The sequence below is a fragment of the Paenibacillus pabuli genome (assembly GCF_039831995.1).
Taxonomy (GTDB): domain Bacteria; phylum Bacillota; class Bacilli; order Paenibacillales; family Paenibacillaceae; genus Paenibacillus; species Paenibacillus pabuli_C.
The window spans coordinates 350,366-363,196 of record NZ_JBDOIO010000004.1 but is presented as its reverse complement, the minus strand read 5'-3'; the positions used below and the strand labels follow the sequence as shown (position 1 = coordinate 363,196).

11 protein-coding genes are annotated in these 12,831 nt (G+C 53.1%); all 11 read right to left on the bottom strand.

All coding sequences use genetic code 11. The annotated features are described in order from the left end of the window. Positions 1-44 precede the first annotated feature (44 nt). The gene (locus tag ABGV42_RS21205) at positions 45-977 is read right to left on the bottom strand and encodes an ABC transporter permease (RefSeq protein WP_347383557.1); all 933 of its coding nucleotides are present in this window, start codon (positions 975-977) and stop codon (positions 45-47) included. 42 nt (positions 978-1,019) lie between these two features. Next, positions 1,020-2,660 carry an ABC transporter substrate-binding protein gene (locus ABGV42_RS21200; protein ID WP_347383556.1) on the bottom strand — a complete coding sequence of 547 codons (1,641 nt, stop codon included), beginning with the start codon at positions 2,658-2,660 and terminating at the stop codon, positions 1,020-1,022. A 134-nt stretch (positions 2,661-2,794) separates the two neighbouring features. Then, positions 2,795-4,132 carry an LLM class flavin-dependent oxidoreductase gene (locus ABGV42_RS21195; RefSeq protein WP_347383555.1) on the bottom strand — a complete coding sequence of 446 codons (1,338 nt, stop codon included), beginning with the start codon at positions 4,130-4,132 and terminating at the stop codon, positions 2,795-2,797. Between the two features lie 299 nt (positions 4,133-4,431). Continuing rightward, positions 4,432-4,710 carry a glutaredoxin family protein gene (locus ABGV42_RS21190; RefSeq protein WP_347383554.1) on the bottom strand — a complete coding sequence of 93 codons (279 nt, stop codon included), beginning with the start codon at positions 4,708-4,710 and terminating at the stop codon, positions 4,432-4,434. Positions 4,711-4,897: 187 nt separating this feature from the next. After that, positions 4,898-5,851 carry a phosphotransferase family protein gene (locus ABGV42_RS21185; RefSeq protein ID WP_347383553.1) on the bottom strand — a complete coding sequence of 318 codons (954 nt, stop codon included), beginning with the start codon at positions 5,849-5,851 and terminating at the stop codon, positions 4,898-4,900. A 212-nt stretch (positions 5,852-6,063) separates the two neighbouring features. Continuing rightward, positions 6,064-7,617: a glycosyltransferase family 2 protein gene (locus ABGV42_RS21180; RefSeq protein ID WP_347383552.1), complete on the bottom strand. Its 1,554-nt coding sequence runs from the start codon at positions 7,615-7,617 to the stop codon at positions 6,064-6,066. Positions 7,618-7,676: 59 nt separating this feature from the next. Next, positions 7,677-8,324 carry a GT-D fold domain-containing glycosyltransferase gene (locus tag ABGV42_RS21175; RefSeq protein WP_347383551.1) on the bottom strand — a complete coding sequence of 216 codons (648 nt, stop codon included), beginning with the start codon at positions 8,322-8,324 and terminating at the stop codon, positions 7,677-7,679. Between the two features lie 808 nt (positions 8,325-9,132). Then, positions 9,133-9,864, bottom strand: a complete 732-nt coding sequence (locus ABGV42_RS21170) for a sugar phosphate nucleotidyltransferase (RefSeq protein WP_347383550.1) — start codon at positions 9,862-9,864, stop codon at positions 9,133-9,135. Next, positions 9,861-10,634, bottom strand: coding sequence for a glycosyltransferase family 2 protein (locus tag ABGV42_RS21165; RefSeq protein ID WP_347383549.1), 774 nt, complete (start codon positions 10,632-10,634; stop codon positions 9,861-9,863). Before ABGV42_RS21165 ends, ABGV42_RS21170 begins: the two co-directional genes overlap by 4 nt. Further along, positions 10,631-11,719, bottom strand: a complete 1,089-nt coding sequence (locus tag ABGV42_RS21160; protein WP_347383548.1) for a glycosyltransferase family A protein — start codon at positions 11,717-11,719, stop codon at positions 10,631-10,633. The genes ABGV42_RS21165 and ABGV42_RS21160 overlap by 4 nt, the downstream gene beginning before the upstream one ends. A 4-nt stretch (positions 11,720-11,723) precedes the next feature. Continuing rightward, the gene (locus ABGV42_RS21155) at positions 11,724-12,620 is read right to left on the bottom strand and encodes a glycosyltransferase family 2 protein (RefSeq protein ID WP_431523664.1); all 897 of its coding nucleotides are present in this window, start codon (positions 12,618-12,620) and stop codon (positions 11,724-11,726) included. Between the last annotated feature and the right edge of the window lie 211 nt (positions 12,621-12,831).

The window sequence follows — 12,831 nt, the reverse complement described above, 5'->3', positions numbered from 1 at the left end:
GAATCCTCCTTCCTCATCCCTCAAGTACAGACGGTCCTCGCAGATCATGTGCGGACTGCACGTCTGACCCTTGGATCGATGTAGGCATACGATATATCCACCAGCAAATTCAGCACAACATAGATAATCGCCGTAAAAAAGACAACACCCTGTACAACAGGCAGGTCTTTCGCCATCAAGGCATCGGCAATAATTCGCCCGATTCCCTGTCTGGAGAAGACGGTCTCTACCACGACGGTTCCCGCGAGAAGATCCCCAACCAACATGCCAATGACCGTTACAGCCGGAATCAGTGCATTGCGGAGTGCGTGAACGTACATGATCGTTCGCTCCGTGAGCCCTTTGGCGCGCAATGCGACGATAAACGGTTCATTAATGATTTCGAGCATACTGTTACGTACCATCCGTACGATGAAACCTGCACCAACCAGACCAAGGGTGGCTGCAGGAAGCACCAATGAACCAAAGCCCTCCGAGCCCATGGCCGGGAACCAGCCGAGCTGAACCGAGAACAGCAGGATCAACAGAATGCCGGTCCAGAACGTTGGCATGGAGATGCCAAACAGTCCAACAAGACGGGCAATAAAATCAATCACGCCATTTCGGTGGATGGCGGACAGCACGCCAAGCGTGATACCGATGGTAATCGCAATGATGGAACTCAGTGCCGTCAGTGCCAGGGTGGCCGGGAAATGTTCCAGAATTTTGGGAAGCACTGGATCCGAGTTAATCATGGACTTGCCAAAATCGCCGCGCAGCATATCTCCGAAATAGTTCGCAAATTGAATGTAAAACGGCTGATCCAGACCAAGCTGCGCCCGCAAATTCTCGATCATCTCCGGTGTAGCCGAGGATGGATCCAGCATGAGCAGGACCGGATCACCCGGCAGAAGATACATGATGCAGTACACCAGCACCGAAGCTCCGAATATTACAAATAGTGATGTTGCAAGCCGAGTCAGTATCGTTTGAACCATACCGGGTCGTCTCCTTCCTGAATGCGTGATGGGCTGCTCATGTTATGGCTGAATTCGCACGTCGTTGAACAAGGGGTACCCAAGCGAATCAAACTTGACTCCCTGAACGGATTTGGATGCTGCTACCGTATAAGGGAATACATAGATCGGTAGAATGACCGCCTGATCAATCAGAAATTGCTGAATCTCGTTATAGATCTTCACGCGTTTTTCGGGATCCGTCTCCACCGCTCCCTGTTCCAGCAGCTCGTCGATCTTCGGATCGGACAACCCGGACAACGTCGGACGCTCCCCTTCTGCGCTCGTATGATAGAAGGCGTATAGGGCATTCGGATCGGAATTGACCTGGCTGTTGCCATACAGATCATAGTCCCAATTCTGATAAATGACGGTGGCAATGTCTTTCGTGATTTCAACTTCAACCGCGATGCCAACCTGTTTCAGCTGCTGCTGAATGATGGCAGCGATATCATTGCGCTTTTCCCGGTTTGGGGAACCATCAACATAACGCAGCGTCAGTTTCTGACCATCCTTTTCACGTAAGCCATCCGCACCCTTGACCCAGCCCTGCTCATCCAGCAGCTGATTGGCTTTGTTGATGTCCGGGTTGATGCTTCCTTCCAGCGAGGCATCGTAACCCAAAATGCCAGGAGACAATGCAGACCACGCTCGTTCGTAGTTGCCCAGATACAACGTTTTGACGATAGATTCCACGTCTACAGCGGATTGTACCGCCTGTCTGACCTTCACATCATCCCAAGGTGCTTTGCGCAGATTGAAGAAGAGTGTATATGGCAGTCCCACCGTATTGGCCTGCAGCAATTGCTGGTTCGGATCATTCTTCAGAGCTGCAACATTTTGCGGTGGGACGGTCTCTGCAGCGAGTACCTGACCGCTCTGTACGCTTCCGATCCGTGTCGCTTCCTCTGGTACAATTTTGAACGTGATTGTATCCAGATGAGGTGCAGCTTTGTTTTCGACTGTCTCTGGGGCCCATTTATAATCCTTGTTTTTGGTGACAACGATATCCGCATTTTCATCCCATTTCACGAAGGTATACGGCCCAGTGCCTACCGGATTTTTGCCCAGTTGATCGCCATATTTCTTGGCAGCCGTAGGTGACACGATACCCAGCAGAGCCTGGCTTAAGTTACCCAGGAAGGCCTGTGATGGTGATTCCAGATTCACCTTGATGGTGTATTCATCAATGACCTCGGAAGATTGATAGGGTCTGATCAACGCAAGGGAATTGGCAGCTTTGGTGGCAGGATCGATGACACGATCCAGGTTGTACTTTACGGCTTCAGCGTTAAACGGCGTGCCATCGTGAAACTTCACGTCTTCACGCAGCTTGAACGTGTAACTCTTGCCATCCTCTGATACGCTCCATTCGGTGGCGAGCCACGGTTTAATGGAACCATCAGGCAGCTGGACCACCAGATTGTCGTAAATGGTCCGGATGGCACGTACCGTGACGGCAAGGCCGCTCCGGTGAGGGTCCAGCGTATCCGGTGAAGTCGCAAGAGCGAACGTCAGATTCCCGCCCTCCGCTTCATTGGCCTGCCCACCACCTGATGCCTGAGCCGCACCGCTGGAGCTGCCGCCCGCTCCGCAACCGGACAATACCAGTACCAATACTGCTGCCAATGCCATAAATTTCATCCATGCGATAGACCTGTTCATATCATTTCCCCCTCTGTGTATACAGGTGTCATTTTTATTTTGTATATAACCTATGAGATAAGTCGGTTTTAAGATGCGCGACTATCAAATTTTAGTGTGATTACGTAATGTTCGTTTCCAAGCGCTCTTGATTCTTATGCCTGCTGCACTTGCTCCCGGGCTGCCGTATAACGATTCACTGGAATCTGCACACCGAGATTGCCACGAAGTGTATCGTGCTCATACTCCGTACGATAAATGCCGCGCTCCTGCAGAATCGGAACGACCAGTTCTACGAAATCAGACAGGCCACTTGGCAATTCCGAATGAATGATGAAGCCGTCGGCGGCCTCTGCTTCAAACCACTCCTGGATTTTGTCAGCTACCTGTTCCGGTGTACCCAGGAATTTGCTCTTCGGCGTAGCCGCACGCAATGCCACTTCGCGCAGCGTCAATCCCTGCTCCTTGGCATCCTTCTTGATTTTATCTGTGCCGCTGCGGAAGCTGTTGCTGCCAATGCCGTTCAGTTCAGGGAACGGTTCATCCAGCGGATATTGGGAGAAGTCATGGTGCTCGAAGAAACGACCCAGATAATCCAGCGCTTTATCAATCGTAACGAGACTGGCAATCTCCTCGTATTTACGCTCGGCTTCTTCTTCGGTCCGTCCTACGATTGGGCTAATGCCTGGGAGAATGACGATATCCTGAGAGGAACGTCCATAGGAAGCGGCACGCGTTTTGACATCCTTGTAAAAGGCTTGTGCATCCTCGATCGTATCATGTCCCGTAAACACTGCATCGGCTTCTTTCGCTGCAAGGGTTTTGCCATCGTCGGAAGAGCCTGCCTGGAAGATAACGGGCTGACCTTGACGGGAACGGGCAATGTTCAGTGGTCCTTGTACGGAGAAGAACTCCCCTTCGTGGTTGAGTGTATGCAGTTTGGATGGATCGAAGAAAACACCGCTTTCCTTGTCTCGGACAAATGCATCATCTTCCCACGAATCCCACAGGCCTTTGGTCACCTGCAAATATTCGGTTGCAATGCGATATCGTTCCGGATGGGTAGGGTGGTTGCTTCTGCTGTAGTTTTTGGCTGATCCTTCAAGCGGAGAGGTCACCACGTTCCAGCCTGCGCGGCCGTCGCTGATCAGATCAAGCGAACCAAACTGTCTGGCAACCGTAAACGGATCGCTATAGGACGTGGAGAGGGTTCCCACCAGGCCGATCCGGGATGTAATGGCAGCCAAGGCGGACAACAGGCTGATCGGTTCAAACCGATTCAGGAAGTGGGGAATGGATTTTTCGGTGATGTACAGACCGTCGGCAATAAAAACGAGATCGAACTTGCCTTCTTCCGCTTTCAGCGTCTGCCGCTTGTAGAACTCAAAATTCACACTCGCATCCGGTTGAATCTCCGGGTGTCTCCATGTGGTCATGCTGCCTCCGACACCGTGAACAATGGCTCCAAATTTCAAACTGCGTTTTGCTGTCATATACATTCCGCCTTCCCTCATATTGGATTTAGGATGATACATCAAGGTCCAAGACACGAAGTTTACAATTCCGAAACTCAAAAGTAACTATTCCTATGAGTTTGGTCAGTTTTATGATTTCACAAATCTTAACATTGCCCTGTGAAAGGGTCAACGGGGGGACTAATAGAACTTTTCTATATATAAATCAGAGATCTGAATAAGAGAAAATAAGTCGTGCGTTCCCGGATCCGGTCCACTGCCTCGGCAGCTTTCTACAGCCGGAAACGACGAATTCAATCCGATTGTGTAAAGGACAATCAGACAGCTGCTGCCTCGTCCGGCTGCTCCAGAAGCGCAGCAAGCTTCTCCAGATCCGGTTCCAGCAAAGCCTCATACTTGCCTTCCCCTCCAACCTCAATGACAGGAACATGCCGTATGCCGTATTTTGCTTCAAGCACATCCCTCAGCACATCATTGCCTTCCACTTCAATGTTTTCAAAAGGCTGATTCCGGGACGTCAAAAACGCTTTGACCTCTCCACAGAAATGACAGCCTGTTTTGCTCCATAGCACTACTTTTTTGGGTGACGTAGACATCGATAACCCTCCTGATTGAATTCTAGGATAAGCCGAGGCACGCCTCAGACCTTTTAATTCCTACCTGTTAAATAAGAATTATGGCTATTAATGTACTCTTCGCATCTTCAAGCGTCAATGGAGCTGCTAATAGAATAAACCTATAGCAACATAGAAAGATTAAATTTAATTTTTTTTTAAAAGGTAACTAGATCAATCCATCTCCGCTTGCCTCTTGGACCAAAGCAAAGACTTTCCGGGCCATTCCAACGTAATCATCAACCTCATCCGGACTTTGATCGATCGCCCATCTGAGGTTATCAAAGGTCTTCAGGACCATCACAAGTCTCATCTGATCCAGCTCTTGCTCATTCAGCCCGTAACTTTCTATAAAGGCTTCCAGTTGTACATGATCTGGCCCTTCTCCGTGGATCTGGCATCGTATCATATGGATGATATCGCCATACGGCACCACAGTGACTTCTGCATTTCCCCAATCCAGCAACGTAATTTGGCCTGTTGGAGCCACCATCGTGTTCTTCAATGAGAGATCGCCATGGCACAGGCCAAAACGGAATGTTTCCATTTTCAGACGCTCGAACCATTGTCTTACCCTTCTCGACTCTGCTTTCGTTAATACGCCAAGCTCAATCAAGGGGTCGTGCTCCGTCAAGCTATTGATATTGTACTGAACATATCCCTGCCAACTGCCATCTGATCCCGCATGTGGTGGGGAATAGAATGTACCCGAGACAGGGTCCATCCGTTCTCCAAAACCAGTCACCGGGATGGAATGAATCCGTTTTGCGTACTCGCCGAGTTTTCTCCAGACTTCAATCGTGCCTGTCGCTGCATCCAGTCCGTTATCTCCTTGGACAACCGTTTGAATCATATAAGCTGTTTCATCCGTAATTCCAACGGATAACGTCTCTGGACCAGGAATCCCCACGGCTGCTGCTTGCTCAATGCACCATTTTTCCTTCATAAAAATCGGATAATTGTCTTTATGGTTCATGCGCACAATAACGTTATGACGGTCTGTTTCGACTAGGCAAACCTGATTAACGAAACCCTTCCCCATGATCTGATGTGCTGCTTTGACCTTTTCCTGCAGAAAATGACTAGCTATTCGTTCGGCCAGTACGATGACTTCATCCTTCATTATGCACCATCCCTATATCGCTGCTTAAGTTAGCTCTGCGATGATTCAATTGGTCATAGTGTAAAATGAAATCGCTTACGTTTCAATCATTCTCTAAAAATAGATTGCCTTTTATGTAACGCATGGAAAGCCTGGATGCGAAATGAAATGGAGCCGTGCGCTGCACATTACATCTCGCATCATGCCGAACCGGTTCACAGCAAGCTTCATCTTTACAGATCTTCGTTTAAGAGCTGAGGCGGGGCGATGATGGGCAAGCCTTCTTGAATCGCATGCAGTTGTTCCGGAGACACGCTCATGACATGACCGGAATGTACGCCCCATCGTTCTGCTGTATAGACCGTTGCGAACTTTCTTCGTCTGCCCTCGCTGATCTGATACCGGACCTCTGGCGCATCAGCTGCAGCTAGGATACAGCCTTCCGTCCAACCGGTAGCCGAATCATGAATCGATGGAACATGCACATGCCTGACTTCAAGCGGCCAGCCCCGAATCTCGCCTGCTGACACCACAGCATCTCCGGCAGGGATCCCAAGCAGATCCGGTTTGGCTACCTGAACAGGAGATATCCCTCGCGGTACAGGAATATTCAGTTTGCGCCGCAGTCCTCCCGCCAGACGGTATACATCCCCTTTGGCATCAGACACGAAGCAGCCTTCCGGATAAAAGTCGCTGCTGCGTCTTGGTTTCGGTCCCCCGTCCTGACTGCCCTTCGTGGACATTTGCTGCCGCGGATCGGTTTTGCCCGAATGGGCGGAATCCTGCGCTGCCGATGAATTCGCCTGTGCCGTATGGTGCGCCAGCTGCAATGTTTTCGCGACCAGCGCGTGAGGATCTCCCCACTTCTTGGAATGAAACTGTTCGTTCCCCTTGTTCACTGCCGCAAAATCCTGTTCACCCAGCGCCTTCATGCTGACGCTGCCAAAGTGATGAATGAAGGCATCTCCTGCGACCGCAAGCTTATATCCTGCCAGCTTCACCCGAATCATCCAGTCATCGTCTTCAAAGTTGCCCACCGCATATCCTTCATCCAGATATCCCACCCGCTCCAGCAGTTCCCGTGAGAACAGCCAGCAAAATCCGACGAGCCGTTCGGTCACCCGGTGTTTTCCAGGGTCAGGCCGATTGTGTCTGGCAGCAAAGGACCACATATCCTGTACCTCGGAATACGGAACATCGATCTGCTGATCGCCTCCTATATAGTTGGTGACTGGACCGACCAGACCGATCTCCGGATCACTGTCCAGGCAGGCCATCATGTTATCAAGCCAGCCTGGAGTGACCAGCGTATCGTTATTCAGCACCACAATATGACGGCCTCTTGCCATCATTAGACCCTGATTGACACCTCCGGCGAATCCGCGATTGACGTCCAGTGCAGCCACTCTCACCATGCCGCCTTTACGCAGCATCGCTTCTGCCGTGCCGTCCTTCGAAGCATTATCCACTACGATGATTTCATATGGAGCAGGCGTATGTTTCTCGATACTGGATACACACTTAAGGACATACTCCCGCTGATTATAGGTCGGAATAATGATGCTGACCCCTTCAAATAACAGTCCAAATGAACTCTGTCCCTGTCTTACACCTTCATCGTATCCCCTGCTGTACCCTTGTTTGTACAGTTTGGCCGCTCTGGCCCCCCGCTTGCCTTTCCCTCTGCGTCCCGTCTTCCGCACAGAGCTCTTTCCAGCGGAATGCAGTTTAACTTCAACGGGGCCGGAAGCACCCCGATGCTTGGATATGATACCTGGTTTGCTCATGTTGCTTCCTCCATTTCCCCTCGTCCGGATGCGTCACGTGAACCACCCGCCAGACTCCATTAGAGATGAAGCTCTCCTGTGACCAATTTATCAGCCAAATGCCCAAAATCCAGAGCAACCTTGCCAAGTTCGCCGGCAATGCGCCGACATAGAATCACCGCCGGAATGCCTGCAGCTACCAGAGCGATATCGAAGGAATGCGCTGCCGTTTCCTGCACCACCCTGGGAACATCCATAACCCCGGCAACCGAATCAATAATGCCCGTCACATGTATCCCGCGGCTGAGAAGCAGTGCACCGAGCCCACTCGCCTGACTGCCGATCACCAGTACGCGGCGGCCTTGCAGGATAGGCAGCAGCAGTCCTGATTGATGCAGACTGTAATTAATTGTGGAACTGGTCAGCTTCAACCGGGACCAGTCAATCCCGAAGTGACGCATAACCGGGAACAACAAGCCTTGAAATGTGGGTGCCCGCGAGATCGGAACGCCTACCCAATCCGCCCCCTGTATGGCTTCGGCCAGCGCAGCCCGAATCTCGGGAACGGAGCGTGGCACCCCTGCGTAAGGCAGGAACGGGGCAAGCTCCTGCACCTGCTCGCCGGGCAGCACCGTATCGGCTGCCAGCGTCAGCAGTTCGCCATCTCCGAGGCGAACGACCGACAGGGGGCGCTGCGCATCCAGCGCCCCCCGGATCTGGCCCGCCACTTCGTGGGGGCTGGCCAGACGGGTGAGGCTGGGCGTGTATTGGCGGAACCCCGCCGCGATCAGATCTGCCGCCGCTACGGCAGGCAGAATGTGGTCCGGCGGGATGTGCTGCGCCACCAGCGCCTCACCGCCCGCGAATACGCCGTCGCGGTAGCCTTCGGCGTAGCCGCCGGGTGCGCCTGCCGGCTCTGCAGGCGGCAGGGCCTTGGCGCTGCCCGCGTGTGCAGCAGCGCCGGCTTGCCCCGCGGGGGCGACACCACCGTGCGGGTGGTGTTTCGCCTGGAGCGGGGCCGTGCCAGTACCGCGGGCAGGCATCGCCTGCGGCGTGCTGGCTTGCGGTACTGGCGCTGGCGCCGGCGCACGCCGCGCAGCCGGACGCGGCGTGCGCTTGGCTGCTGCGCCGCTGCGGCGGCCGTGAGCGGCGGCATGCCCGCGCCTGCCAGCAGTACGTCGGCGTGCGGCGGCCTTCCTGCCGACAGGCTTACGCGGCACGCCAGCACGCGCACCCGCCTTGGCCCGCGCAGTGCGATGCCCAGGCTTGACGGCAGCCCGCCGGGTCCCGGTCTCTGGGGTTCCCGTAACCATCAGAACGCCTTGCCCTTGAAATGCTGCCGGGTGAGTACCCCGCGGCTTACCTGTCACCTTGGCTTCCGTGTGCCCGGTCCGTTTCGCTACTCTCATGGCATTCCCTCCCTCGGCATGCACGGGAGCGCCGCTGAACAAAGCGCCGGAGCCTCCTTCCAGCTCCGGCGCAGGTTATATCGGGTCCCATGGGGCACCGCACAGCGGCAGCATCAGGCGCATGATGTTATGGCAGTTGTCCCTTCATGCGGACTGCAGCCTCCTGCAGCGATTCGAAGGTACCTGCATCGCTCCAGTATTTTTGCAAAATATCATACTCCAGGCCTCCAGCAGAGGCGTAGTGGTTATTGACATCCGTAATTTCAAGTTCTCCGCGTGCAGAAGGCGTAATGCCGTCAATCAGATTGAATACATGATCATCGTACATATAAATACCGGTTACGCAGTAAGAGGTTTTCGGCTGGCTTGGTTTTTCCTCAATGTACGATATGCGCTCCGGATGGTTCACGTCAAAGACCGGCACACCGTAACGTCTGGCATCATCCACCTCTTTCAGCAGCACCCGTGCTGTTCCCGCAGGCTGCTGCACATAGCGGTCAACATATGGCTTCAGATCATCACTGAACAGGTTGTCACCCAGCAGTACGACAAACTTTTCGCCAGGAAGAATAAAGGACTTTGCCAGATCCAGTGCTTCAGCAATGCCTCCCGCCTGCTCCTGAATCCGGTATGTCAACCGAACCCCAAGATCAGCTCCGCCGCCCAGATACTCCGTATACAGTCCTGCCGAATGTTTGCCCATCACAATCAGAATATCTTCAATCCCCGCCTGACGGAGTCTGTCGATGCCATACACTATCATCGGATGTTTACCGACCGGAAGCAGATGTTTGTTAATCAGCCGCGTCAGAGGATACAGCCGTGTTCCCGTTCCGCCAGCAAGAATTACACCTTTCATTCCACATTCCCTCCCTCATCGGATGTCTCAATATATTCAAGAGGATCGACATGCCATTTATGCATAAAAATCGAGCGATTACGTTCAAGCAATTGTTTCCATGCAGCCGGGTCCGTCTTCTGAAAACTCGCGCTGCCACGATGATGCACAAGCACATCCCTGCATACAAGCAGGCGATACCCTTGCATGCGAGCCCGATAACAATAATCATCATCCTCATAATGTCCAGGAGAATAGGCTTCGTCAAGCAAGCCGATGGACGCCATGACCTCTCGCCGAAACAACATGCACAGTCCAACGATGCGGCTGACTTCCTTCCACCTGGTTGGATCCGAGACATTGTTGGCTTCCGCTAATTGCAGGAACTGCTCCATGCTCCCGAAGTCCAGGTCAACCTGCTGAATCCCGCTTGCATAATTGGTCACCGGACCGGTGATCCCGATATTTGCTTCACTGTAGAGTCCGATACGAAGATTCTCGAGCCAGCGCGGGGTTACCGTGACATCGTTGTTGAGCAGCAGCAGCTCATCACCGCAAGCCGCACGCAGCCCGGCATTACAGGCTGCGGGGAAGCCCCGGTTCTTCGGTAATCGAACAAATCGAACCCGTTCACGTGCACAATAGGCTGCCGTACCATCGACGGAGCCATTATCCACAACTACAATCTCGTAAGGTGTTCCAACTCCGGTATACTCCCGGATGGCAGCAATGCACGGCTTCAGCAGGTCCAGTCCGTTATACGTCGGAATAACGATACTCGTCAGTGTCATCGGGCGTTCCTCCTGTAAGCCACTTCGGCCCGGGTTAACATCCGCGAATCCGTCTCATGCTCTGCTGTTGCCATCCAGGCTGCAATCGCCTCCAAGTGGTCCCCAATGATCAATCCCGCAACTTCATTGCCGCTGCCTGTATTCGTGGGACGCAGACGATTGGAGCGAATCACGTCCACCTGGCAAGGGGCCGTTACGCTCAGACCGTGCCGGATCGCCAGGGCTTGCGCCTTCGGCGGGACAGCCAGAGATTCCGGCTTAACGGTCAGGACCATTTTGCGGGAAAGAGCGTGCGGGACGGCGGTCAGGGAATTAGACCCCAGATCAGATCTTCCGAGTGTACGGTTGAGATAAGCCTTAATTCGGCTCACATCATCCTGCCGGGCAAACGGTGGCAGCAATGAGTTCAGATCATTCAAGGCCACATCGCTTCCCCGGTCCACAGCGTATAGAAAAGGGGCCAGCTGTTCTGCAGGAAGCACCATGTCCCCATCCACAAAAAGAATCGCTTCCGCTTCGGTCAATTTGGCTCCAAGTGCACGGCCTACATCATGTCCTGCACGATCCGGTTCATACACAAGAGTTATACCGGACTCAGCCAGCACCAGATCCAGACTGTCGTCCGTTGTTCCATTCAACACAACTATGATGTCCTTCAGTGGCAGCCGTTTTAACTGTGCCATTACTTTTCCCAGTGTCCGTTCTTCATTGCATGCACAGACAACAGCGGCAGCGGAATGATGGAGAGGGAGCGGGACGATATCCACTGGATATCCGGCACCCTGCACGTATCCTTGCATATATGCTTTCCCTGCCTGCATGGCAGCTTCATAACTTCCGATATTTCCCGAGATGGACTGCCAGTGCTCACGCCAGGCAAGACGTGCATGTTGGGGAGCCATCGCTCTATCTTCAGGTGCATGAAGTCCTGCCTGATGCCCTGACTTCCATACGGCATTCAGACTGGGTTCTGGAGCTTTGGCTATCGAACCCTTCTTCCGCCTTCTCCCGGGAATGTTCCGCCTGGACGCCAGTTGTCTTTTCATCGTCCGACGATGGCGGACAGCTCTCGTACGTTCCTTCATCTTCTCACCTCGTCAGACAGCGAACACGCTGCAGGTCGGAATATCCTCCGCGTGGACCAAGCTTGTCGGTGATCCACCTGATCGCTGTCAGATGATCATTCAGCACCACTTGGCTCAGCGGATCTGGCCCGCTTCGCCGTTTCACACGAACCGCATTCATTTTACCAACAGGCACATGGTGAACGGCGCGTACCTCTAATCCACCCGACACGGCTTTGGCCAATGCAAGCGGAGGAACCTCCAGCGAAGGAACGCCTATAACATCAAGTGCCCTGCGGCTTAACGCATGCGGAATGGCTGTCATGGAAGCTCCTTGCAGGTCCGGCCGGGACAGGATGCTGTTCAGGACATGCTTGGCCTCCACCACTGGATGTACAGGGATTCGTTTAACGGGACCGTCATAATCGTTAAGCGCAACATCTGTCCCATCCAATATGGCCTGCACATAGGGAGCGAGCTGCTCTGCAGGTATGGGTATATCTGCGTCTGTAAAGAGGAGGACCCTCCCGCGAGCAGCCGCTGCACCCATTCGTCTTCCTGCATCGTGACCCAATGCCTCCGTATACAAAAGCACTCTTGCACCTGCAGCCTGTGCCGCTGCTGCCGTGCCATCCGTTGAGCCGTTGACAACGGCAATCACTTCCGAATCCCTGCAGATGCGAAGCGCCTGCCTGATGACTCTGCTAATCGTCTTTTCTTCATTCATTGCCGGTATAATCACCGAAAGCATGGGTATGTGTGGGTTGATTTCCTCCCGTGTTGGAGGCATGACGTATCTGCGGATTCCAGCACCCTTTTTACTCACAGACTTTACACGTCGTTTGTTCAACTGCTTCCTCTTTCGGGTCACCAGTTTGGCAGCTGAATGAACAGTACGACGACGATGTTGCAATACGGTCACCTCCCACCCTCATAAATACTCAACATGCCAAGGGAGTACACGTTATTCTATGTAATTAGGGAATAGTGGAAACGGCGTTTGTCCTTACATTCCACAAGCTTCTGGCAGGAAAAGATTTTTCAGCCTCGTCTTTTAGTCCATATTCGTCAAAATAAGACTCGTACGTCTCCTCCTTCCCTTTTTAGAGGACCGACCGGCTTATATAGGAACA

Excerpts from the sequence above, each read along its gene's own strand:
- ABGV42_RS21165 (WP_347383549.1), bottom strand. The coding sequence starts at position 10,634 with ATGACACTGACGAGTATCGTTATTCCGACGTATAACGGACTGGACCTG.
- ABGV42_RS21205 (WP_347383557.1), bottom strand. The coding sequence starts at position 977 with ATGGTTCAAACGATACTGACTCGGCTTGCAACATCACTATTTGTAATA.
- ABGV42_RS21170 (WP_347383550.1), bottom strand. The coding sequence starts at position 9,864 with ATGAAAGGTGTAATTCTTGCTGGCGGAACGGGAACACGGCTGTATCCT.
- ABGV42_RS21190 (WP_347383554.1), bottom strand. The coding sequence starts at position 4,710 with ATGTCTACGTCACCCAAAAAAGTAGTGCTATGGAGCAAAACAGGCTGT.
- ABGV42_RS21195 (WP_347383555.1), bottom strand. The coding sequence starts at position 4,132 with ATGACAGCAAAACGCAGTTTGAAATTTGGAGCCATTGTTCACGGTGTC.
- ABGV42_RS21185 (WP_347383553.1), bottom strand. The coding sequence starts at position 5,851 with ATGAAGGATGAAGTCATCGTACTGGCCGAACGAATAGCTAGTCATTTT.
- ABGV42_RS21180 (WP_347383552.1), bottom strand. The coding sequence starts at position 7,617 with ATGAGCAAACCAGGTATCATATCCAAGCATCGGGGTGCTTCCGGCCCC.
- ABGV42_RS21200 (WP_347383556.1), bottom strand. The coding sequence starts at position 2,660 with ATGAACAGGTCTATCGCATGGATGAAATTTATGGCATTGGCAGCAGTA.
- ABGV42_RS21160 (WP_347383548.1), bottom strand. The coding sequence starts at position 11,719 with ATGAAGGAACGTACGAGAGCTGTCCGCCATCGTCGGACGATGAAAAGA.